At 72.8% G+C, this 22,798-nt stretch carries 20 protein-coding genes and 2 pseudogenes; 10 read left to right on the top strand and 12 right to left on the bottom strand.

Annotated features, from left to right (window positions below; translation table 11 throughout):
* Positions 1-148 precede the first annotated feature (148 nt).
* Both glpX and O7606_RS14315 read left to right on the top strand, forming a co-directional pair.
* Positions 149-1,180: a class II fructose-bisphosphatase gene (gene glpX, locus O7606_RS14310; RefSeq protein WP_281594520.1), complete on the top strand. Its 1,032-nt coding sequence runs from the start codon at positions 149-151 to the stop codon at positions 1,178-1,180.
* The gene (locus tag O7606_RS14315) at positions 1,177-2,211 is read left to right on the top strand and encodes a DMT family transporter (protein ID WP_281594521.1); all 1,035 of its coding nucleotides are present in this window, start codon (positions 1,177-1,179) and stop codon (positions 2,209-2,211) included. The genes glpX and O7606_RS14315 overlap by 4 nt, the downstream gene beginning before the upstream one ends.
* Here O7606_RS14315 and O7606_RS14320 read toward each other — a convergent pair.
* Complete coding sequence (locus O7606_RS14320) at positions 2,168-3,097, bottom strand: NAD-dependent epimerase/dehydratase family protein (RefSeq protein ID WP_281594522.1); 930 nt, start codon at positions 3,095-3,097, stop codon at positions 2,168-2,170. The genes O7606_RS14315 and O7606_RS14320 overlap by 44 nt on opposite strands.
* A 139-nt stretch (positions 3,098-3,236) precedes the next feature.
* On the opposite strand from O7606_RS14320, the gene O7606_RS14325 reads away from it, so the two are divergent.
* Positions 3,237-3,923, top strand: coding sequence for a TetR/AcrR family transcriptional regulator (locus O7606_RS14325; protein WP_281594523.1), 687 nt, complete (start codon positions 3,237-3,239; stop codon positions 3,921-3,923).
* A gap of 38 nt (positions 3,924-3,961) precedes the next feature.
* Here the strand turns inward: O7606_RS14325 and O7606_RS14330 are convergent, their stop codons facing one another.
* The 5 genes and pseudogenes from O7606_RS14330 to O7606_RS14350 form a co-directional block, all read right to left on the bottom strand.
* Entirely contained in the window at positions 3,962-4,930 is a 969-nt protein-coding gene (locus tag O7606_RS14330; protein ID WP_281594524.1) for an NAD(P)/FAD-dependent oxidoreductase, read from the bottom strand.
* 99 nt (positions 4,931-5,029) lie between these two features.
* Positions 5,030-5,683: a rhomboid family intramembrane serine protease gene (locus O7606_RS14335; RefSeq protein WP_281594525.1), complete on the bottom strand. Its 654-nt coding sequence runs from the start codon at positions 5,681-5,683 to the stop codon at positions 5,030-5,032.
* A 132-nt stretch (positions 5,684-5,815) separates the two neighbouring features.
* Positions 5,816-6,526: a lytic transglycosylase domain-containing protein gene (locus O7606_RS14340; RefSeq protein ID WP_281594526.1), complete on the bottom strand. Its 711-nt coding sequence runs from the start codon at positions 6,524-6,526 to the stop codon at positions 5,816-5,818.
* A 275-nt stretch (positions 6,527-6,801) separates the two neighbouring features.
* Positions 6,802-8,208: a PhoH family protein gene (locus O7606_RS14345; protein ID WP_281594527.1), complete on the bottom strand. Its 1,407-nt coding sequence runs from the start codon at positions 8,206-8,208 to the stop codon at positions 6,802-6,804.
* A 719-nt stretch (positions 8,209-8,927) separates the two neighbouring features.
* Positions 8,928-9,131 (bottom strand): annotated as a pseudogene (locus tag O7606_RS14350) (hypothetical protein); the annotation flags it as partial.
* A 293-nt stretch (positions 9,132-9,424) separates the two neighbouring features.
* Between O7606_RS14350 and O7606_RS14355 the strand changes: the two are divergent.
* The 3 genes from O7606_RS14355 (at position 9,425) to otsB (ending at position 11,301) form a co-directional block, all read left to right on the top strand.
* Positions 9,425-9,865, top strand: coding sequence for a helix-turn-helix domain-containing protein (locus tag O7606_RS14355; protein ID WP_281594528.1), 441 nt, complete (start codon positions 9,425-9,427; stop codon positions 9,863-9,865).
* A gap of 159 nt (positions 9,866-10,024) precedes the next feature.
* A complete protein-coding gene (locus tag O7606_RS14360) occupies positions 10,025-10,378 on the top strand; it encodes a hypothetical protein (protein ID WP_281594529.1) in 354 nt (117 codons plus the stop codon).
* A gap of 98 nt (positions 10,379-10,476) precedes the next feature.
* On the top strand, positions 10,477-11,301 hold the full coding sequence (gene otsB / locus O7606_RS14365; protein WP_281594530.1) for a trehalose-phosphatase: 825 nt from the start codon (positions 10,477-10,479) through the stop codon (positions 11,299-11,301).
* A gap of 129 nt (positions 11,302-11,430) precedes the next feature.
* On the opposite strand, the gene O7606_RS14370 is transcribed toward otsB, so the two are convergent.
* The 4 genes from O7606_RS14370 to O7606_RS14385 all read right to left on the bottom strand — a co-directional run bounded on the left by O7606_RS14370 (position 11,431) and on the right by O7606_RS14385 (position 16,173).
* Positions 11,431-12,201 (bottom strand): isoprenyl transferase, encoded by a 771-nt coding sequence (locus O7606_RS14370; RefSeq protein WP_281594531.1) that lies wholly within the window; start codon positions 12,199-12,201, stop codon positions 11,431-11,433.
* Between the two features lie 46 nt (positions 12,202-12,247).
* Complete coding sequence (locus O7606_RS14375; protein ID WP_281594532.1) at positions 12,248-13,366, bottom strand: geranylgeranyl reductase family protein; 1,119 nt, start codon at positions 13,364-13,366, stop codon at positions 12,248-12,250.
* On the bottom strand, positions 13,363-14,268 hold the full coding sequence (locus tag O7606_RS14380) for a hypothetical protein (RefSeq protein WP_281594533.1): 906 nt from the start codon (positions 14,266-14,268) through the stop codon (positions 13,363-13,365). The genes O7606_RS14375 and O7606_RS14380 overlap by 4 nt, the downstream gene beginning before the upstream one ends.
* Positions 14,269-14,340: 72 nt before the next feature.
* Complete coding sequence (locus O7606_RS14385; protein ID WP_281594534.1) at positions 14,341-16,173, bottom strand: phosphoenolpyruvate carboxykinase (GTP); 1,833 nt, start codon at positions 16,171-16,173, stop codon at positions 14,341-14,343.
* A 374-nt stretch (positions 16,174-16,547) separates the two neighbouring features.
* On the opposite strand from O7606_RS14385, the gene O7606_RS14390 reads away from it, so the two are divergent.
* The 3 genes and pseudogenes from O7606_RS14390 (at position 16,548) to O7606_RS14400 (ending at position 18,951) form a co-directional block, all read left to right on the top strand.
* Complete coding sequence (locus O7606_RS14390) at positions 16,548-17,138, top strand: GtrA family protein (protein WP_348651169.1); 591 nt, start codon at positions 16,548-16,550, stop codon at positions 17,136-17,138.
* Positions 17,139-17,200: 62 nt separating this feature from the next.
* A pseudogene (locus O7606_RS14395) lies at positions 17,201-17,737 on the top strand (GtrA family protein); the annotation flags it as partial.
* Positions 17,738-18,015: 278 nt separating this feature from the next.
* Entirely contained in the window at positions 18,016-18,951 is a 936-nt protein-coding gene (locus tag O7606_RS14400; RefSeq protein WP_281594536.1) for a MaoC/PaaZ C-terminal domain-containing protein, read from the top strand.
* A gap of 420 nt (positions 18,952-19,371) precedes the next feature.
* Here O7606_RS14400 and O7606_RS14405 read toward each other — a convergent pair whose 3' ends face one another.
* The gene (locus tag O7606_RS14405; RefSeq protein WP_281594537.1) at positions 19,372-19,998 is read right to left on the bottom strand and encodes a PH domain-containing protein; all 627 of its coding nucleotides are present in this window, start codon (positions 19,996-19,998) and stop codon (positions 19,372-19,374) included.
* 242 nt (positions 19,999-20,240) lie between these two features.
* Positions 20,241-21,116 carry a biotin--[acetyl-CoA-carboxylase] ligase gene (locus tag O7606_RS14410; protein ID WP_281594538.1) on the bottom strand — a complete coding sequence of 292 codons (876 nt, stop codon included), beginning with the start codon at positions 21,114-21,116 and terminating at the stop codon, positions 20,241-20,243.
* A gap of 85 nt (positions 21,117-21,201) precedes the next feature.
* Here O7606_RS14410 and O7606_RS14415 point away from each other — a divergent pair, with 85 nt between their 5' ends.
* A complete protein-coding gene (locus tag O7606_RS14415) occupies positions 21,202-22,785 on the top strand; it encodes an acyl-CoA carboxylase subunit beta (protein WP_281594539.1) in 1,584 nt (527 codons plus the stop codon).
* Positions 22,786-22,798 lie beyond the last annotated feature (13 nt).

Genomic DNA, 22,798 nt, shown 5'->3' on the forward strand with positions numbered 1-22,798 from the left:
CCGATCCCGGCCACCTCGCCCCTCGACGGCGTTAGGTTGACCACCGTGTGAGGGTGTTTCCCCGGCCCACGTGTGAGGATCGGCGACACAGCCGGCGGCGGGACGTACCGCCGGTCCACCCCGCACCGTCGCGAGGAGGAAGGCCGTCATGACCAACACCAGGACGCGGACCCCGCAGGATCTCGACCGTAACCTCGCCCTCGACCTGGTCCGGGTCACCGAGGCGGCGGCGATGGCCGCCGGTCGGTGGGTCGGCCGCGGCGACAAGGAGGGTGGCGACGGGGCGGCCGTCGACGCCATGCGCAAGCTGATCAACTCGATCCCGATGCGGGGTGTCGTGGTGATCGGCGAGGGCGAGAAGGACAACGCCCCGATGCTGTTCAACGGCGAGCAGGTCGGCGACGGCAGCGGCCCCGAGGTGGACGTGGCGGTCGACCCGATCGACGGCACCACCCTGATGAGCAAGGGCATGCCGAACGCGCTCGCGGTGCTCGCGGTCGCCGAGCGGGGCGCGATGTTCGACCCGAGCGCGGTCTTCTACATGGAGAAGCTGGCCGTCGGCCCGGCCTACGCCGACGTGGTCGACATCGACGCCGGGGTCACCGAGAACCTGCGCCGGATCGCCCGGGTCAAGGGCTGCGACGTCGCCGAGGTGACGGTCTGCGTCCTGGACCGGCCGCGCCACGACGACCTGGTCAGGCAGATCCGGCGGACCGGGGCGGGCATCCGGTTCATCTCCGACGGCGACATCGCCGGGGCCATCGCCGCCGCCCGGGGCGAGTCGGGCGTCGACGTGCTGTTGGGCATCGGCGGCACCCCGGAGGGGATCACCGCGGCCTGCGCGCTCAAGTGCATGGGCGGCATGTTGCAGGCCAAGCTCTGGCCCCGCGACGACGCCGAACGCGCCAGGGCCCTCGACGCCGGCCACGACCTGGACCGGGTGCTGACCACCGACGACCTGGTCACCGGGGACAACTGCTTCTTCGTGGCGACCGGCATCACCTCCGGTGACCTGCTGCGCGGCGTCAGCTACCAGGACGGTGGGGCGTACACGCAGTCGATCGTCATGCGGTCCAAGAGCGGCACCATCCGGGTGATCGACTCGTACCACCGGCTGGAGAAGCTGGCCCTCTACTCGGCTGTCGACTTCGACGGCCGTCCGCTGGCCGAGCAGGAGTGACGGGCCCCGACGGGTCCGCCGCGCCGTCGGCGGCGCTGCGCGTCGCCGGGGTCGGGCTGGCCGTGCTCTCCGGCGTCGCCGTGGCGCTCCAGTCGCGGATCAACGGCGAGCTGGGCGTACGCCTCGGCGACGGGATCGCCGCGGCGGTGGTCTCCTTCGGGCTGGGTCTGCTGGTCCTGCTGGTGCTGGTGCCCGCCGTCCCGGCCGGACGGCGTGGGCTGCGCCGGTTGCGGGCGGCCCTGGGCGACGGCTCGTTGCGCCCGTGGCAGTGCCTGGGCGGGGTGTGCGGCGCGTTCCTGGTGGCCGCCCAGGGGCTCACCATCGGCACGCTCGGGGTGGCGGTGTTCACCGTGGCGGTGGTCGCCGGGCAGAGCGGCAGCAGCCTGGCGGTGGACCGGGCCGGTCTCGGCCCGGCCGGACGCCAGCCGGTCACCGTCCCCCGGCTGGCCGGCGCGGTGCTGACCGTGGTGGCCGTCCTGATCGCCGTGGGCGACCGGCTGGGCGACCCGGGCGCGCTGGTGCTGGCCCTGCTGCCGCTGCTCGCCGGGTTCGGTATCGCCTGGCAGCAGGCGGTCAACGGCCGGGTCCGGGGGGCGGCCGGCAGCGCGCTGACCGCCACGCTCGTCAACTTCGCCGTCGGCACGGTGGCGCTGCTCGCCACGCTCGCCGTGGACCTGCTGGTCCGGGGGGTGCCGACCGGCGCGTTCCCGAGCGAGCCGTGGCTCTACCTGGGTGGGCCGATCGGCATCGTGTTCATCGCGTTGGCCGCGGCGATCGTCCGGTTCACCGGGGTGCTGCTGCTCGGTCTGGCCACCATCGCCGGTCAGGTGGTGGGGGCGTTGGCGTTGGACGTCCTGCTGCCCACGGCGGCGTCGCGTCCCGGCTTCGGCACCCTGTTCGGGGCGGCCCTGACCCTGGTCGCGGTGCTGGTCGCGGCGGTCGGCCCGCCGGCGCGTCGGCGGCGCGCGGCGGTCCGACCGGCGCCGGTCACGCCGCCGGAGCGGGAAGCGCGGCGACCGTCGCGTCGATAGCCTCGTCGAGCGGGGTGCAGGTGAGGCCGAGGGTTTCGGTGACGGCGGTCGAGTCCAGCACGAACGGCCGGTAGAACTGGTAGGCGATCCGCCGGATCTCCCGGAGCTCACGGCTGACCGCGCCGCCGAGGGTGAGCGCCGCCCGGGGCAGGGCGGTGACCCGGGGCGGCCGGGCGCCGGCGCGGGCCGCCGCGAGGGCGGCGAGACCGCGTACGGAGACCGGCGGCGGGGTCGGCGCGTGCCAGACCCGCCCCCAGGCCCGTTCGTCGTCGGCCACGGTGACCAGGGTCCGGGCCAGGTCGCCGACGTACGTCCAACTGTGCGGGGCGTCGGCGTCGGCCGGCACGACGACGCGGCGACCGGTGGCGGCCCGGGGCAGGATGAGGTTGTTGGCGACGGAGTACGCGCCCGGCCCGACGAAGTCGGAGGCGCGTACCTCGGTGGCCCGGACCCGCCCGGCCCGGTGCGCGGCGGACATCTCGGCCCACATCCGCGCCCGCACCGCGCCCTTGACGGTGTTCGGCCGTTCCGGCGTGTGCTCGGTCATCGGGCCGTCGACCGGGCCGTACCCGTAGAGGTTGCCGGCGGTGACCAGCACCGCGTCGGCCCGGCCGGCGGCGGCCAGCAGCGCCGCCGCCATCGGGGGCCAGTCGGTCGCCCACCGGTGGTAGGCCGGGTTGAGGCAGTTGTAGAGGGCGACGGCGCCGGTGGCGAGCGCGGTCAGCCGGTCGGCGTCGGTGGCGTCGGCCGAGATCCGCTCGACGGCCGGGTGCTCGGGTCCGCGTCCCCGGCGGCTGACCAGCTTCACCCGGTCTCCCCGGTCGGCGAGGAGCCGGGCGGTGGTGACGCCGACCGGTCCGGCGCCGACGATCACGTGAGTGGACATCAGGGGCCACCTTTCAGAGCAGTGATGCGTTTAGAGAGCGGCGCTCTCGACACCACAAGCATGACCACGGGCGACACTTCCCGTCAAGAGCAGTGCTCTCCATTTTGATGGCTGCTCTCGGTGTGGCAGAGTGGGAGACGTGTCCGCACCCTCGATCCGCGCCCGGGTCCGCGCCGAGATGCTCGACGAGATCAAAGCCGTCGCCCGCCGGCACCTCGCCACCGACGGCGCGAACCTCTCCCTCCGGGCGGTGGCCCGGGAGATGGGCCTGGTCTCCTCGGCCCTCTACCGCTACTTCCCCAGCCGGGACGACCTGCTCACCACGCTGATCATCGAGGCGTACGACGCCCTCGGCGCGGCGGTGGAGGCGGCCGACGCCGAACAGGACCGCGCAGAGTTGCGCCAACGCTGGATCGCCTGCTGCCGGGCCGCCCGCGCCTGGGCCCTGGCGCACCCCGCCGAGTACGCGCTGCTCTACGGCAGCCCGGTGCCCGGTTACGCCGCCCCGGCCGACACCGTGGGGCCGGCCCAGCGGCCACCGGTCGCCCTGATCGGCATCGTCCTCGACGGGGTCGCCGACGGCCTGATCACCGTGCCGACCGACGACGTGGCCGTGCCGGTGGCGACGGATCTCGCCGAGATCACCGCCATCCTGGGCGTGGACCTGCCGCCCGCCCTGACGGCCCGGGCCATGGCCGGGTGGACCCAGCTCTTCGGGCTGATCAGTTTCGAGCTGTTCGGCCGGATCGACAACGCCCTACCGCACCGGGACGCCTACTTCGCCCACCAGATCGGCCTGATGGCGGACCTGGTGGGCCTGCCCTGACCCGCCGCCGGTCAGGTGCCGGTCAGGGGCGCCGCCGGTCAGGTGCCGTCGGAGGAGTGGCCGGGGAACAGGTGCGCGGCCGGGTCGATCGCCACGGCGGCGTTGTTCACCGCGGTGGCCGCCTCACCGAAGCCGGTGGCGATCAACCGGACCTTCCCCGGGTACTCGGTGATGTCCCCGGCGGCGAAGACCCGGGGCAGGTTGGTGGCCATCGCGCTGTCCACCACGATGTGCCGTTTGTCGAGGGTCAGCCCCCACTCGGCCAGCGGGCCCAGGTCGGCGGTGAAGCCGAGCGCCGCGATCACCGCGTCCACCGGCACGGTCTCCGCCGCTCCGCCGCGTACCGCGATGTCGGCGCCTGTCACCACGGCGTCGCCGTGCAGCTTCGTCACCTCGGCGTTGACCACGATCCGGACCGGCAGCTCACGGACCTTGGCCACGGTCGCGGCGTGCGCCCGGAACCGGTCCCGGCGGTGCACCAGCGTCACCGAGCTGGCCAGCGGGGCGAGCGCCGCCGCCCAGTCGAAGGCGGAGTCACCGCCCCCGACGATCAGCACGTCCCGGCCGATCAGCTCGGTCGGCTGCGGGACGAAGTAGGCGAGCCCCGCGCCGGCGAAGGCCGCCGCGGCGGGCAACGGACGCGGGGTGAAGCTGCCCAGCCCACCGGTGACCAGCACCGCGCCGCAGTGCAGCCGCTCGCCGTCGGCGAGGTGCAGCAGCGGCTTGCCGTCGACGTACTCCAGGCGTTCCGCGCGGACCCCGAGCAGGAAGTCGGGAGTGGCGGAGGCGGCCTGCTCGACGAGGTTCGCCACCAGGTCCCGCCCCTTGATCGCGGGGAACCCGGCGACGTCGTGGATCAACTTCTCCGGGTACATCGCGGCGATCTGGCCGCCCGGCTCGGGCAGCGCGTCGACCACCGCCACCGAGAGCCCGCGGAAGCCGGCGTAGTAGGCGGCGAAGAGGCCGGTCGGACCGGCTCCGATAATGGCGACATCGACCTCGCGCATCCGGGTACCGTCACTTTCCGCTCAAGGATCAACACACGCTGATTCCTGACGGTAGGGGTCCCGGCCGCGATCGGCAAGCACGTCCCACGACGATCCAGGTCAGGGCGTGGTGAGCGGGGAGTCCCAGTCCGGGTCGGGCTCGGTCCGGCGACGCCGGAAGAAGACCGCGGCCAGCACGCCCCCGAGCAGCCCGAACAGGTGCCCCTGCCAGGAGATCCGCTCGTCGGTGGGGAGGATGCCGACGAGCTGCCAGCCGTACAGGAGGCCGACCAGGAGCACCACCGCGAAGTTCCACCAGGTGCGTTCCACGATGCCCCGGGTGAGCAGCAGGCCGAGATAGCCGAAGATCACGCCACTGGCGCCGACCACCACCGAGTTGGCCGAGCCGGTGAACCAGACCCCCAGCCCGCTCACCAGGATGATCACCAGCGTGGACCAGAGGAACCGGCGGACCCCGGCCGCGAGCACGAACGTGCCGAGCAGGATCAGCGGGATGCTGTTGCTGTAGAGGTGGTCGAACCCGTGGTGCAGGAAGGGCGAGAAGAAGACGCCGTCCAGCCCCTCGATGCGCTTCGGGATGATGCCGGCGGCCGGGTCGAACCCGGCGCCCAGCCAGACGTCCAGCGCCTCGATCAGGAAGAGCACCGGCACCACGGCGCACATGGCGACGAAGGCCCGGCCCAGTGAGGCGTAGAACGCCTCGGTGCCGAACCGGTTCGGGTCACCGCCCACCCGGCCGCGGTCGTATGTCACCCACAAACAGCTATCAGCTCCGGGCGCGTACCGCCACCTGGCCGGGCCCGTCGCAGCGCCGCTGACCGCCCGGGAAACGACGACGGGGGCGCCGTGGTGATCCACGACACCCCCGTCGGTCGACTCCGTCGGTCAGTACCAGCCGACGTCCTGCGAGTGCGCCCAGGCCTGGCACGGCGTGCCGTACCGGCCCTTGATGTAGCCGAGGCCCCACTCGATCTGGGTGGCCGGGTTGGTCTCCCAGTCGGACCCCGCCGAGCCCATCTTGCTGCCCGGCAGCGCCTGCGGGATGCCGTACGCCCCGGAGGAGGAGTTGCGGGCCTTGTGGTTCCAGCCGCTCTCCTTCTTCCAGAGCTTGTCCAGGCACGGCATCTGGTCGATGCCGAACCCGGTGTCGAGCAGCATCGCGCAGCCGATCTTCCGGTTGCCGCTGTACTCGTTGCAGGAGGCCGGGATGGGGCCGTCGTACGGCTTGCTGGCCCCGGCCTTCCGGGCCTCCTCGGCCGCCTTCTTCTCGGCCTCGGCCTTGGCCTCGGCTTCCGCCTTGGCCTTCGCCTCCTCCGCGCGCTTCTTGCGGGCCGCGCGCTCGGCGGCGGCCCGGCGGGCGGCCAGCTCGGCCTCGGCGCGCTGGGCGGCCCGTAGTTCGGTCTGGTAACGCGCCGACTCCATGACGTGCTCGGTCTGCGCGTACTGCGACTGCTCGATCTCGACCTGGCCGACCTGCTCGGTCGCGCCCTGTCGGGTTTCCCGGTCTTCGCCCAGGTAGAAACCGCCGGCCACGCCTACGGCGAGCAACGCGACGGCGGCCGTACGGGCGCCCAACCGGCTCCACAGCCGACTCACGAAGTGGTCCCTTCGTCGGGGTCAAGGACACGACACGGCCGGACCGGTCAGCACCGGACGGACCCGCGCCGTGAGCGACCCGACCCGGAACCGGCCGTGGCCGGCCCGACGGGCCGGTGACCCGACCCGGGTGACCAGTGATCACCAACGATCCTTCTGATGCGCGGGCGCTCGAGGGACACCATCGCGCACGGTGGGACGGATGGGAAACCACACACACCGAATGTGACCTGCGCCACTATGAGAAGTGTGACGCAGGCCCCCAAAAGCGACGGTCAGCCCGGAATGTCCTCCAACAGGTCGGTCACCATCGCGGCGATCGGCGACCGCTCCGAACGGCTCAGCGTCACGTGCGCGAACAGCGGATGCCCCTTGAGGGTCTCGATCACCGCGGTCACCCCGTCGTGCCGCCCCACCCGGAGGTTGTCCCGCTGGGCCACGTCGTGGGTGAGCACCACCCGGGAGCCCTGCCCGATCCGGGACAGGACGGTCAGCAGCACGCCCCGCTCCAGGGACTGCGCCTCGTCGACGATCACGAACGCGTCGTGCAGACTGCGCCCCCGGATGTGGGTCAACGGCAGCACCTCCAGCAGGCCCCGCGAGGTGATCTCGTCCAGCACGTTCTCGTGCACCACCGCGCCGAGGGTGTCGAAGACGGCCTGCGCCCAGGGCGACATCTTCTCCGACTCCGAGCCGGGCAGGTAGCCCAACTCCTGGCCGCCCACCGCGTACAGCGGCCGGAACACCACCACCTTCCGGTGCCGGCGGCGCTCCATCACCGCCTCCAGCCCCGCGCACAGCGCCAGCGCCGACTTGCCGGTGCCGGCCCGACCGCCCAGCGAGACGATCCCCACCGACTCGTCGAGGAGCAGGTCCAGGGCGACCCGCTGCTCCGCGGAACGGCCCCGCAGCCCGAACGCCTCCCGGTCCCCACGGACCAGCCGGACGGTCTTGTCCGGCAGCACCCGGCCCAGCGCCGACCCGTTGCCGGAGTGCAGCACCAGCCCGGTGTGGCAGGGCAGCCCGGCCGCGGCGTCCAGGTCGAGCGTCTCCCCGGCGTAGAGCTGCCCGATCTGCTCCTCGGCCAGGTCCAGCTCGGCCATGCCGGTCCAGGTCGGGTCGCTGGCCTGACCGTGCCGGTAGTCGTCGGCGCGCAACCCCACCGAGCCGGCCTTGACCCGCAGCGGCATGTCCTTGCTGACCAGGGTGACCTGCCGTCCCTCGGCGGCCAGGTTGAGCGCCACGGAGAGGATCCGGGCGTCGTTCGACTCGGTGCGGAAACCGGGCGGGAGCACCGTGTCGTCGGTGTGGTTCAGCTCGACCCGCATGGCCCCGCCCTGGTCGTTGGCGGGCACCGGAGTGTCCAGCCGACCGTGGGCGATCCGCAGCTCGTCGAGCATGCGCAACGACTGCCGGGCGAACCAGCCCAGCTCCGGATGGTGCCGCTTGCCCTCCAACTCGGAGATCACCACGAGGGGGATCACCACCTCGTGCTCGGCGAACCGGTGGAACGCCGCCGGGTCGGAGAGCAGGACCGAGGTGTCCAGGACGAAGACCTCTGGTCGGGGCTCCCCGGGCTCGACGCCACCGGCCGCCGTACGGCGGCTGCGGGTCGTCCGGCGGGTGGTGCTGGTCGCGGCCGGGGTCTGATCGCCACCGGCGGGGGTACGACGAGTCGTCACAGGCCTGCTCCGACGGATGGGCACCCGCCACCCGCGTTCCGCCTCCTCCGGTGCCCGGGGACACGGGGTCGGATGCGGGCCCCGTGCGCGAGGTCGCAGATCCGGGCTGGCCGGCTGGCCCGGGACGACCCCGTGCCATGCCTAGACGCTAGCGCCGCCCCGCCGGTTCCGGCTAGAGGCGAAGATGGATCTCAATCGAGCAGCCGGCGAACACGCAGGTGGACGGGGAAGGCCGGCCGGGATGCGGCCCCCTGCGCGCACCCCGGCCGGCGAGACCCGCGTCGAGCTGTCCGACGCGGGCCGGTGGCGCGCCACGACAGGCGCGCCAGGTCCGCCGAGCGACCTCGCGGTCCGGCTCAGCCGTGCCGTCCGGCCAGCGTCCCGGTCGGGTACCGTCCGGCGACGGTCACGGTCGGCTGGCTCTGGTCGACGGCCACTGCGGGCTGGCCGGCGTCGCGCGCCGGCGTCGGCGGACGTCCACCGGTCGGCAGGCGGGCCTGCCGACCGGTGACAGCTCCGGCCGGCGCGAACGCCGAGCCGGTGTAGGTGGTGCCGGTACGGGCGATCACGGCTCCGCCGCCCCCCGGCGCGACCCCGGACCAGCCGGCGCCCGACGACCCGCCCGACCGCCCGGCACCCGACCAACCGGCCCCGGACGAGCCGTCGACGCCGGACGAGCCGCCGGACCAGGTGGAGGCCGACGGGCCGGCGGACCAGCCGGGTGGCACGGCCAGCGCCGAGGCGAGGGCGACCTGGGCCTCCCGTCGCCGCCGGTTCCAGGCGCCCCGGTCACCGTCGAAGTAGCCCTGGCGGTAGCCGAACCGGTACCCGATCCGGTAGCTGAGCTGCCCGTGCAGCCGCCCGGCCGCGTAGCTGGTCGAGCCGAGCAGCAGCACCAGGAACACCGCGAAGAAGGGGCTCATCCGGCGGCTCCCCGGGCGCGCCGCTGCGGGTGGCCGGGATGGGCACGCCGGGCGTCCCGCTCGACCCGGTTTCGGGTCGTCGACCACCCACGACACACCGCAAGTTGTCCCATGAGCGTGACAGTAGCAGTTTTCTCCCGCCGGAAGGCGATCCTCGACTCCATGGATTCATCTGTCTTGAACAGGTAAATCTTCACCTTCCCCAGAATGGCGACGCGAAGGTTTTGTCACATACACGTGACAGGAGCGTGGCTCACGACACGGTACGACGCGACCGGTCGTACCGTCTTGAGGTGACCGACCACGCCCACGCCCGCAAGATCGCCTTCGCCGCCTTCGTGCGTCGGGCGCTCGACGACGCGCGGGCGGCCCGGGCCTGGAGCGGCAGCGAGGTCTCCCGCCGTACCGGCGTCTCCCGACAGACCATCAACCGCTGGGTACGGGGCGACTGGGCCAGCGACCCGGCGGCCGAGCGGGTGGTGGCCTTCTGCGCGGGGCTGGGCCTCGACCCGGCGCCCGCCTTCGCCGCCCTCGGCTGGGAGCGCGCCGCGCCCGCCCGCCCCGGCCCGGACACCCCGCCGATGGACCCGGACGTCGCGGCGCTGCTCCGCCGCCTGGTCGACCCCGACGTCTCCGACGTGGAGAAGTTCCACATCCGAGAAACCATCCGATATCTGGCATATCGCCCGCCGATCCCGACATTTTTTCCCAACCACGACAGACGGGCCGGCTAGTTCCTCAGATGGCGAAAGATCGCCGATCCGCTACCGAGCGTCCCGCGTCGGGCCCGGAATCCACCCGCTAGCGTCCCCCCTGTACTGCCTGGGCTCGTCGTCGGCAGGGGACGGGACAAGGCCGAACCCGGCCCCGCGGGACAGAAGGAGGGTCTGTTCGTGACCCTGAAGTGGTTGGCAGTCCTGGTGGCGACGGTGTCGGTGACACTGTCGGTGACCGGCAACGTGGTGGTCGGCGTGATCGACGGCGGGCAGCTTCCCCTGGTCGTCAACCTCTTCGCGCTGACCGCGGCCGGCACCGCGGTCGTGCTGGCCGTGCTCGCCGACCTGTACGACCGGCTCAGCGACCGGCTCACCGCGCTCACCGAGTTCCTGGTGAGCCGCCTCGACGAGATCGAGTCGCACACCGGTGACCGCAACGCCGGATTCGTGGAGGGTTACCTGCTCAACGGCGGTCGGGAGGCGGCCGTGGTGCCGTTCGGACGGCGCGGACGGGGAGCCGCCGAACGCTGACCGGCCACCCTCGACGATCGCGACCCCCCTGTCAACCCGCTCAAGACCGCGTCACTCGACCAGGAATGAGCGGCCGTCCGGGGGGTACGCTGACGCGCGTGCCGTCGTTGAATCTGGGCAACCAGCCGCCGAAGACCCCCCTCGACGCCGCCGAAGCCTGGGCGGCCACCGCCGCGCGGGCGGGCGAGTACGTCCTCTTCTTCGACTTCGACGGCACGCTCGCGCCCGTCGACGACGATCCGACCGCCGTCCAGCCCGCTCCCCGGGTGCTGGCCGCGCTGGCGGCGATCGCCCCCGTCGTCCAACGGGTCGCGATCGTCTCCGCCCGTCCGGTCGAGTTCCTCCGGGAGCACTTCGACGGTCTCGCCGGCATCGATCTCTACGGCCTCTACGGGCTGGAGCACAGCCACTCCGGCGGCGAGACCGTCACCGAGCCGGCCGCCCTGCCCTGGGTGCCCACCATGGTCGAGCTGGCCGACCTGGCCCGCGCCGAGCTGCCCCCCGGCACCCTGGTGGAGTACAAACGGCTCTCCGTCGCCCTGCACTACCGCACCGCGCCCCACCTCGCCGAGGCGGTCGAGAGCTGGGGCCGGGCCCAGGCCGACCGGCTCGGGCTGCGGGTGCAGGTCGGCCGGATGGTGCTGGAGATCAAGCCCCCGGTCGACCGGGACAAGGGCATGGTGATCGACGAGGCGATCCGCTCGGCCGGCGGCGCCTGGTACTTCGGCGACGACGTCTCCGACATCAAGGCGTTCGCGGCGCTGCGCGCCCGGGCCGCCGCCGACCCGGACTTCGTCGGCGTCTGCGTCGCGGTGGCCAACCCGGAGACCGGCCAGGAGGTCGCCTCCGCCGCCGACCTCACCATCGACTCCCCCGCCGCCCTGGGCGACTTCCTCACCGACGCCGCCGCCCGGCTGCGCTGAGCCCACCAGGGCCGCCGCCCGGCGGCTGCGCTGAGCCCGCCTGCCCCGCCGCCCGACGGCTGCCGAGCCCACCAGGGCCGCCGCCGGGCAGGCCGGAACCCCGACAGGTCCGCCGGGGCCGCGGGTGGCTCAGACGCCGTAGCGGCGCTGCCGGTTGGCGTACGAGCGCAGGGCGCGCAGGAAGTCGACGCGGCGGAACTCGGGCCAGTTCAGCTCGCAGAAGTAGAACTCCGAGTGCGCCGACTGCCAGAGCATGAACCCGGAGAGCCGCTGCTCCCCGCTGGTACGGATGACCAGATCCGGGTCCGGTTGGCCCCGGGTGTAGAGGTGCTCGGCGATGTGTTCGACGTCGAGCACCTCGGCCAACTCCTCCAGGGTGCCGCCGGAGGACGCGTACTCCAGCAGCAACGAGCGGACCGCGTCGGTGATCTCGCGGCGGCCGCCGTACCCGACCGCGATGTTGACCTGGGCCCCGCCGGCGCGGTCCCGGGTGCGTTCCTCGGCGGCCTTGAGCGCGGTCGCGGTCTGCGCCGGCAGCAGGTCGAGCGCGCCGACCATGCGCAGCCGCCACGGGTTGCCCGCCTCGGCCAGCTCGGTCACCAGGTCCTCGATGATCTGCAGCAGCGGGTCGAGCTCCCGGGCCGGACGACGGAGGTTGTCGGTGGCGAGCAGGTAGAGGGTGACGTGCCCGATGCCGGCCTGGTCGCACCAGCCCAGCACGTCCTTGATCTTGGCGGCGCCGACCCGGTGGCCGTCGTTCGGATCGACGTAGCCCATTTCCCGAGCCCAGCGACGGTTGCCGTCGCACATCACGCCCACGTGCCGGGGCACCGGCTTTCCCGCGAGGCTCGCCGTGAGGCGGCGCTCGTACACCGAGTAGAGCAGGTTCCGCAGAGTCATCACCCTGCAGCGTAGCGACCCACGCCGGAAACAGGCATCCGCCACCTCAGAACCGCCGGACCAGTCCCTGCCCGATCATCGCCAGCGTGCGGGCGTCCAGCCGGCCGTCACCCAGCCCCAGCTCCACCACCGAGTGGTAGACCCGGTCGTCGCGGCGGGCCGCCCGGACGGCCGCGTCCACCACCCGACGTCGCCGGGCCAGCCAGGCCGCCGCCGAGCTGTGCCGCAGGTGGCCGCCGAGCCGGCGACGCAGACCCGCCGCGTACCGGTGGGCGGCCCGCTCCGGTGAGCCCGCCGCCGCCGCGCCGGCCAGCGCCCCGGAGAGCAACGCGTAGAAGATCCCCTCCCCGGTGAACGGGTTGATCAGCGACAGCGCGTCGCCGGCCAGCGTGATCCGGCCCCGCCCCGGGCTCGGGCGGTGCGTGGACAGCGGCAGGTGGTGGGCCCGCAGGTCGGCCGGGTCGGTGCCGGGCAGCAGCGCGGCCAACCGGTCGAGCAGGTGCGCCCGACTCAACGGCTCGCCGCGCAGCACCTCCCCGTACCCGACGTTCGCCCGGCCGTCACCGATCGGAAACGACCACGCGTACGCGGGCCAGCGCGGCCCGGAGGTGACGATGAGCTGCTCCGGCGGACCGGGCCGGGCCGGCGCGTACCCCCGGATGGCCAACGCGAGATGCCGCTGCGGGTTGACCGGGTGCCCGAGGACGCGCCGGAGCACCGACCCGGCCCCGTCCGCGCCGACCAGCGCCCGCGCGGCGTACGTGTCGTCGACCAGCACCCCGTCGGCGTGCTCCACCACCCGCCGTACGGTGTGCCGGCGCAGCTCCGCGCCGGCCGCCACCGCCGCCGCCACCAGTCGCGCGTCGAAGACCCGCCGGGGCACCGTGTACGCGGGCCGGGGCAGCGCCCTGGCCACCGTCTCGCCACCCGGGCTGACCATGCGCAACGCGGGCAGTGGAGGGTACCCGTCGACGGCGTCGGGGACGCCCAGCCCGGCCAGCACGTCCAGCGCGTGCGCGGCGATGCCGTCCCCGCACGCCTTGTCCCGGGGGAAGTCGGCCCGGTCCAGCAGCAGCACCCGGGCGCCGGCCCGGCAGGCGGCCAACGCGGCGGCGGCCCCGGCCGGCCCGGCCCCGACGACGGCCACGTCGTACGTCCCGGTCATCCGCCCCCACCTCCCGGGCCGGCGGTCGCGCCGGCCGGCCCGTGGCCGTCGGCGCCCGCCCTCGCGTGGCCGCCCCGCCACAGACCGTAGAGGGCCAGGCCGGCGGCGGCCACCAGCGGCGCGCCGTCGCGGACCAGTCCGTCCACGCCGAGCAGCCACCAGCACAGCGGCAGGTCGACGGCGAGCACGACCACGGTGACCGCCACCAGCAGGCGGCCCGCCCAGCGTCGGCCGCGCAGCAGGAAGAAGGTGCAGAACAGCACCGCGTAGCTGGTGGCCAGGGCGAACCCGAACCAGAACAGCACCGCCGGCACCGCGCCGAGCCGGCCGTCCAGCACGGCGCCGCCGGCCACCAGCGCCGGCACCAGCATCAACGGGCTGTACGTGAACGCGGCGACCCGGGTGGTGAGCAGCCAGCCGGCGACCGCCGGGCGGCGCGGCGGGGTCTCCCGCCAGGAGATGCCCTGCCGGTCGATGACCAGCCGGCCCCGGTGCCGGGTCAGGTGACCGGCGACCGCCGGGGAACGGTAGAGCAGCCAGAGCACGGCCACGCAGAGCGCGGTGAGGACGGCGAAGCCGGCGATCCCCGGCCACGGCGGCACGCCCTGCCGGGGCACGATCAGCCGGCCCACCGCGAACACCGTCGTCACCACCAGGATCAGCCCGAACGGGCGGGCCACCGTCCGCCCCTTCCGGACGTGGCCCACCAGCAGCACCAGGCCGAACGCGCGCAGCAGCGCCCAGCCGGTGCGCACGGCCAGGCCGAAGCCCTGCTCCGGGGCGTACCACCAGTTGAGCACGTCGACGGCGACGGTGGCCACGGCGGTCACGTACAGCAGGGTGGTCAGCGCCCGGACGGAGGACGGCCGCCGGACCTCGGTCGCGGCGGCCGTCCTCGTCATGACTGCTGATGATGCCCCCACCGGCCTCCCGGCACACCTGCCCGAGGCGCAGGGGGTTGCCCTTCCTGACGCCTAGCGGGCGTCGAGGCGGGCCCGCAGGGCGTCCAGCTCGGCCCAGAGCACGCCGGGCAGCTTGTCGCCGAACTTCTCGAACCACTCGTTGATCAGCGGCAGCTCCGCGCGCCACTCCTCCGGGTCCACCTTGAGCGCGATCCGGACGTCCTCCGGGGTCATGTCGAGACCGTCGACGTCCAGGGCGTCCTGGGCGGGGACCATGCCGATCGGGGTCTCGACGGCCTCGGCGCGGCCCTCGATCCGCTCGACGATCCACTTGAGGACGCGGGCGTTCTCGCCGAAGCCCGGCCACAGGAAGTTGCCCTCGGCGTCCTTGCGGAACCAGTTGACGTAGTAGACGCTCGGCAGCTTCGCGGCGTCGCCGTCGGCGCCCTTGCCCATCTCGATCCAGTGCCGGAAGTAGTCGCCGGCGTGGTAGCCGATGAACGGCAGCATCGCCATCGGGTCACGGCGCACCACGCCGACCGCGCCGGAGGCCGCGGCGGTGGTCTCCGAGGAGAGCGTCGCCCCCAGGTAGACGCCGTGCGTCCAGTCACGCGCCTCGGTCACCAGCGGGACGGTGTCCTTGCGCCGGCCGCCGAAGAGGATCGCGTCGATCGGCACGCCGTCGGGGTCGTAGTAGTCCTCGGCCAGGATCGGGCACTGGGTGATCGGGGTGCAGAACCGGCTGTTCGCGTGGGAGGAGAGCTGCTCGCTCTCCGGCGTCCAGTCGGCGCCCTTCCAGTCGGTCAGGTGGGCCGGCGGGTCGCCCATGCCCTCCCACCAGATGTCGCCGTCGTCGGTGAGCGCGACGTTGGTGAAGATCGAGTTTCCCCGGTCCAGGGTGCGCATCGCGTTGGCGTTGGTCTTCCAGTCGGTGCCCGGCGCGACGCCGAACAGGCCGTACTCGGGGTTGACCGCGTAGAGGCGGCCGTCCGGGCCGAACCGCATCCAGGCGATGTCGTCGCCGATGGTCTCGACCTTCCAGCCCGGGATCGTCGGCTCCAGCATGGCCAGGTTGGTCTTGCCGCAGGCGGACGGGAACGCCCCGACGACGTGGTAGACCTTCCCCTCCGGCGAGGTGATCTTGAGGATCAGCATGTGCTCGGCGAGCCAGCCCTCGTCCCGGCCCATCACGCTGGCGATCCGCAGCGAGTAGCACTTCTTGCCGAGCAGCGAGTTGCCGCCGTAGCCGGACCCGTACGACCAGATCTCCCGGGTCTCCGGGAAGTGCGAGATGTACTTCGTCTCGTTGCACGGCCACGGCACGTCCTGCTCGCCCGGGGCCAGCGGCGCGCCGATCGAGTGCAGCGCGTGCACGAAGTCCGCGTCGTCCCCCATCGCTTCGAGGACCTTCGCGCCCATCCGGGTCATGATCCGCATCGAAGCGACCACGTACGGGCTGTCGGTGATCTCCACCCCGAACATCGGGCGATCCGACTCGACCGGACCCATGCAGAACGGGATGACGTACATGGTCCGGCCGCGCATGCAACCGCGGTAGAGGTCGGTCATCGTACGTTTCATCTCCGCCGGGGCCATCCAGTTGTTGGTGGGGCCGGCGTCGGCCTCGTCGACCGAGCAGATGTAGGTGCGCTCCTCGACCCGGGCGACGTCACCGGGATCGGTGCGGGCGTAGAACGAGTTCGGTTTCTTCTCCGGGTTGAGCCTGATCAGCGTGCCGGCCGCGACGAGCTCGTCGGTGAGGCGACGCCACTCGTCGTCCGAGCCGTCCACCCAGACCACCCGGTCGGGCGTGGTGAGCTCGGCGACCTCCCGGACCCAGGTGAGCAGTTTGGCGTGGGATGTCGGGGCCTGATCGATACCCCGCACGACAGCCGGAGCAACCATGACACATCTCCTTGTGGTCGACGCTGACCGAACTATGGGATGCACGAGTCGGGGCGAACACGTAGCGCGTCGCCTTCGTGGGAACCTGGGATTCCGCTCAGCGTAAACCGGGCGGCCCCGGGCGTCAGTGGGACTGGTTGTGAAGAACTGCACAAAGTACGGTCGACCTGCGGTTTCGCGAGCTGATACCCGCTTTCACGCGCAGTTTCACGCAAATTCTTCGGTCGGGTCGGACCGCGTTCCGGTCCCGCGCCCCCGGCCCCGTCCAGGTGGACGACCGTCGTCAACGCCACCTCCACCGGTCAGAAATCCACTACGGTCAGTCAACATCACCGTGGGTGACCATCGGTGAGGCTGTCTACCCGCTGCCGTCGTTGCTACCCGTCCGGTGCGCTCCGAACCGGTACGCTTCCCCAGTGGCCGCGACCGTGACCGGGGACCAACCGGGTGCCCCGCATACCCGCCCGCGTGTGCTCCGGGCGCTGCTCGACCGCTTCGGTCACCTGATCCACGAGATGAGCAAGTTCGCCACGGTCGGCGGCGCCGCGTTCCTCCTCGACTTCGCGATCTTCAACATGCTCACCGCCGGGCGCGGGATGGAGCCGGTCACCGCGAAGACGATCTCCACGGTCATCGCGGCGACGGTGGCCTTCCTCGGCAACCGGTTCTGGACCTGGCGGCACCGGGAGCGCTCCAACCCGGTCCGCGAGTACGCGCTGTTCTTCTTCTTCAACGGCGTGGGGCTGGGCATCGCGGTGGCCTGCCTCGCCATCAGCCGGTACGGGCTGGGCAGCATCTGGCCGGGCGTCTTCCAGACGGCGCTGGCCGACAACATCGCCAGCTTCGTCGTGGGCACCGGCCTCGGCACGCTGTTCCGGTTCTGGTCCTACCGACGGTTCGTCTTCGTCGAAGCGGGAACCCGTGACGCTCCGGAACCGAACGACGACCGAGACCCGAGGGCGTGACGTCGCGCCCATCCCCGTCCGGCCGGCCGGCCGGGAAGTCCCGACTGACCTAAGGTGTCCGCATGCGTCTTGTCCGTCTCCTGCCCGAGCGCTGGCAGAAGTTCGTCCGCGAGGCGCTCAAGTTCGGCATCGTCGGCGGCATCAACACTGTCATCAATTACGCCGTCTTCAATGCGCTGGCGCTCACCGTGTTCTCCGACGGCCAACTCAAGGCCGCGGTGGTGGCGACAGTGGTGGCCACCATCACGTCGTACCTGATGAACCGGTACTGGACGTACCGGGATCGGCCGAAGTCGGCTCTGCGCCGAGAATACGCCCTTTTCTTCCTGTTCAACGCCACCGGTCTGCTCATCGAGCTGGGCGTGCTCGCCGCCGCCAAGTACGGCCTCGGCGTCACCAGCCTGCTCGCCCTGAACGTGGCGAAGACCGGCGGCGTGCTGCTGGCCACCCTCTTCCGCTTCTGGTCGTACCGGACGTTCGTGTTCCAGCCCGCGCCCACACCGTCGGCCGTGCCGGAGCCGGACACCGTCGCCGGGATGGATCCGGTGGCCGAGCTGGCCGAGTCGGTCACCGAGCTGGAGGCCGCCCAGCCGCAGCCCACATCCCCGCCCACGGTCCGGCCACGGCCGACCGTCAAGCCCCGCGCGAAGATCAAGCCGAGCGTGGCGGGACGGCCGGCCCGACCGGTCAAGCCCCGCCCGGCAGCCGGGCGGGCGCTGTCGCCACGGCCGGCCGTGGCGCCCCGGCCGGCCACGACCGGTCCGGACCTGCACCCGGCGCCGACCCCGCTCGACCCCGGCCTGGACTCCGTCGACCGCGAGTCGGATGCCGACCTCGCCGCCGAGCTGCACGCCGCCACCCGGCGTGCCCCGCGCCGGTGAGCGTCGAAGCCGTCCGGTCCGGGACGGGCGCCTCCGCCGAGTTGTTCTTCGAGGACCTCACCCCGGGCCGCAGCTTCGACCTGGGGGCGCTCACCGTCGACGGGGCCGAGATGGTCGCCTTCGCCCGCCGGTTCGACCCGCAGTGGTACCACGTCGACGAGGAGCTGGCCCGGCAGAGCCACCACGGGGGGCTGATCGCCAGCGGGTTCTACACGGTCAGCCTGTTCATGCGGGCGTACGTGGACCACGTCCTGTCCCGCGCGGCGGCGGACGCCTCGCCGGGCCTGGAGGAGCTGCGCTGGCTGGCCCCGGTACGCGCCGGTGACCGGCTCGCCGTACGGCTCGACGTGATGGGCAGCAAGCCGTCCACCGCCCGCCCCGGGCTCGGCACTGTCACCCTGACCGGCACGATGCTCCGCCTCGACGCCGAGGGCCGCCCCGAGTGCGAGGTGCTGCGCACCCGCTTCCGCGGCTGGTTCACCCTGCGGACCGGTCACACCGACCCGGTCGACCCGACCGACGACGCACCCGCGTCCGCGTCCGCCGACCAGTCCGCACCGCCCGGGACCATGCCCCCGGCACCAGCCCCGGCCACGGCTCCGCCGGTCTCGGCGCCGCCCGCCACCGACTCCCCGGCACACACCGCGCCCGCCGCGCCGGCCGCGCCGCCGATGGCCGTGCCCGCCGGAATCGTGCCGGCTCCGGCAGAAACCCGAAGGGGCCCCGTGGACCCGCCCACCGCCTACCTACCGGCCCCCGTCGCAGCCGCGTCCGCCCCGCCACAGCCGCCATCCCCACCCCCGCCGGCACCAGCACCAGCGCCGGCACCAGCACCAGCGCCAGCGCCGGCGCCGGCAGCCTCGGTGGACGCACCCACTGCGGTCATCCCTGCCGCGCGCGACACCGCCGCGCCACCTGCCCCGGTCGACTGATCAGACCGCCCGGCCAGTCACGGCTGGCCTGGCCGGGCAACCACTCCTGTCACCGAGGGTGATGCTCTCCGAGAGATCACCTTTCGCACCGTTCCCTTTGCTCTGCACCCACCGATGCGCCAATCACACTCCGCCACGGCCCTGATCTCGCGGAAATCCGACGAAGACGACCTTTCCACAGCTCATCCCCGATGGCGCGATGGCGGGTGCAGAGCAAAGGCCGAAGTTGGCCCACCTGAACCGCTTCAAGGCGTGACGCTCCGCAGTCAGCACCCGAAGGTCTACGCTCCGCAGTCAGCACCCGAAGATCACTGAATGTACTGGCTGTCTGTTCGGCGGCATGGGATTCTCCCGCTGGGGGCGAGCAACGCCACAGCGCGGGGAGATCTGGTCCGGACGATCCTGCGGGTTGCGGGCGGCTCAGGAGGCGGCGTCGCGCACCGGCCCACCATCGCGGACCGGCCCACCATCGCGGGCGGGTCGGCCGGACCGGAGCGGGCGGCCGTCGCGCATGTCGGTGAGGATCTCGCGCATCTCCCCGTCGCCCAGCGAGTGCCGGTCGTGGTGCGCCTCGGCCAGCTCGTAGAGCGTGGTCTGCACCTGACCGACCCTGGGCACGTCGACCAGCACCGACTGCCCCCGATCGCCGACGGAGTCGATGGTCAACGTGCCGCAGCCGAAGATCCGCTCGACGACCCGCTGACGCATCGCGTGGTCGTTGATCCGGGCCAGCGGGATGTCCCGCCGCTCCCGGTTGAGGATGCCCCACTGGAGCAGCACCCGCTCGTCGGTGAACAGGTAGTGGGTGCTGCGCCAGCGCAGGTACGGCACCAGGCTGAACACCAGAACCAGCGCCAGGAGAAGCCCGGTGACCAGGTATCCGGCGATCCGGCCGGCGTCACCTGCGGGCAGCAGGATCCAGGCCGCCACCAACGCCGCGACGGCCAGCGCCAGCACCAGCGCCGGCCGGACGAGGGTCCGCCAGTGCGGGCGCAGGTGCAGCACGACCTGCTCGTCCTCGGTGAGCACGTCATCGGGAAACGCCACGCGAACCTCCTCGCAGACCCCGCGAACCTCCCCGCGGGACGGTCGCGCTGACGGTAGCGGCTGGCCCGCCCCGAACGCGGCAGACAGGCCGCGCGATCCACGCGGGCAGCACCGGACGGGACACGCGGGCAGCACCGGACGGGACATGCGGGCAGCACCGGACGGGACACACGGGTAGCACCGGGCGACCGGATGACGCCGACGGCCGGGGCGGGGACGAACGGTCGACAGTGGAGGAGCGGTCAGCGCAGGTGCAGCACGTCACCGGCGGCGAGACGGCGTTCACCCTGCGCGGTGGCGACGAGAAGCTGACCGTCGGCGTCCACGCCGGTGGCGGTGCCGGTCAGCTCGTCGCCGGCGGGCAGGAGCACACGTACCGGGCGGCCGATCGTGCCGCACGCGGCCAGGTAGGCGTCCCGCAGGCCGCTGCCGACCGCGTCACCGCCGGCGACGCGCCACCGGTCGTACCAGGTGGCGACCGCGCGCAGCAGGGCGCGCAGCAGCGGGTCCCGGTCGGTGGCGGTGGCCCCGGCGAGTTGCAGAGAGGTCGCCGGCAGGCCGGTCGGATTCTCCGGCAGCTCGTCGGCGCGCAACGTCACGTTGAGGCCGACACCGAGGACGACCGCGGACGGTCGGGACGGCCCGCCGCCCGGCACCACCTCGACGAGCACCCCGGCGCACTTGGCGTCGTCGACGAGCAGGTCGTTCGGCCACTTGAGCCGGGCGTCCAGCTCGGCGAGCCGGGACACCGCCTCGACCAGCGCGACGCCGGCCAGCAGCGGCAGCCAGCCGTACCCGGTGGGGGACGCCGGCGACCAGTCGCGTTCCGGGACGGCCTCACCCGGCCGGAGCAGCACGCTCGTCGCGATGCCCGCGCGCGGCGGCGACTGCCAGTTCCGGCCCCGCCGGCCCCGCCCGGCGGACTGCCGCTCGGCCACCACCACCAGGCCCTCCGGCTCGCCGGCCTGCGCCGCCTCGGCCACGTCCGCGTTGGTGGAGGCGGTCTCCGGGGTCAGCTCCAGCCGCCGCCAGGGCCCGTTCGGGGCGACCAGGGCCCGCCGCAGCCGGGCCGCGTTCAGCGGCGGTCGATCCAGGTCCGTGTACGGGGAGCCGGGCATTCCGCCAGCCTAGCGGCGCGGCCCCGACCGGTGGTGGGGTGGAGCGCACCGCGACGCGCACCTGAACCATCGTTATATTCCGAGGGTGACCATCGAGACCGGGACCACCCCGCACACCACCGCCGGCAAGCTGGCGGACCTGGAACGACGGGTCGACGAAGCGGTGCACGCCGGCTCGGCGCGGGCGGTGGAGAAGCAGCACGCGCGGGGCAAGAAGACCGCCCGGGAACGGATCGGGCTGCTCCTCGACGAGGGCTCCTTCGTCGAGCTGGACGGGTTGGCCCGGCATCGTTCCACCAACTTCGGGCTGGAGCGGACCCGCCCGTACGGGGACGGGGTGGTCACCGGCTACGGCACCGTCGACGGCCGGCAGGTCTGCGTGTTCGCGCAGGACTTCACGGTGTTCGGCGGCTCGCTCGGCGAGGTTTTCGGCGAGAAGATCGTCAAGGTGATGGACCTGGCCATGAAGATCGGCTGCCCGGTGGTCGGCATCAACGACTCCGGGGGCGCGCGGATCCAGGAGGGCGTGGTCAGCCTCGGCCGGTACGGCGAGATCTTTTTCCGCAACGTCCGCGCCTCCGGGGTGATCCCGCAGATCTCCCTGGTGATGGGGCCGTGCGCGGGCGGCGCGGTCTACTCCCCGGCGGTCACCGACTTCACCGTGATGGTCGACGGCACGTCGCACATGTTCATCACCGGCCCCGACGTGATCAAGACGGTCACCGGGGAGGACGTGGCCATGGAGGAGCTGGGCGGGGCGCGTACCCACAACACGCGCAGCGGCAACGCCCACTACCTCGCCACCGACGAGGACGACGCGGTCGAGTACGTGAAGGCGCTGTTGTCGTACCTGCCGTCGAACAACCTGGACGAGCCGCCGGTCCTCGACACCCCCGTCGAGCTATCCGTCACCGACGACGACCGGGAGCTGGACACCCTGATCCCGGACTCGGCGAACCAGCCGTACGACATCCGTCAGGTGGTCGAGCACGTCCTGGACGACGGGGACTTCCTGGAGGTCCAGCCGCTGTACGCGCAGAACATCGTGGTCGGCTTCGGTCGGGTCGAGGGGCGCCCGGTCGGCGTGGTCGCCAACCAGCCCACCCATCTCGCCGGCACCCTGGACATCGCGGCCAGCGAGAAGGCGGCCCGGTTCGTCCGCACCTGCGACGCGTTCAACATCCCGGTGCTCACCTTCGTGGACGTGCCCGGGTTCCTCCCCGGCACCGGCCAGGAGTGGGACGGCATCATCCGCCGGGGCGCGAAGCTGCTGTTCGCGTACGCCGAGGCGACCGTCCCGAAGGTCACCGTGATCACCCGCAAGGCGTACGGCGGGGCGTACGACGTGATGGGCTCCAAGCACCTCGGCGCGGACCTGAACTTCGCCTGGCCGACGGCGCAGATCGCGGTGATGGGCGCGCAGGGCGCGGTGAACGTCCTCTACCGGGCCGAGCTGGCCGCCGCCGACGATCCGGCCGCCGTCCGGGCCGAGAAGATCGCCGAGTACGAGGACACGCTCGCCAACCCGTACGTGGCCGCCGAACGGGGCTACGTCGACGCGGTGATCCCGCCGCACGAGACGCGTACCCAGATCGTCCGGGCGTTGCGGGTGCTGCGCACCAAGCGGGAGACCCTGCCCCCCAAGAAACACGGCAACATCCCGCTCTAGGGGTGAAAGGAAG

Origin of the sequence: Micromonospora sp. WMMD882 (assembly GCF_027497255.1) — a bacterium.
Lineage (GTDB): Bacteria > Actinomycetota > Actinomycetes > Mycobacteriales > Micromonosporaceae > Micromonospora.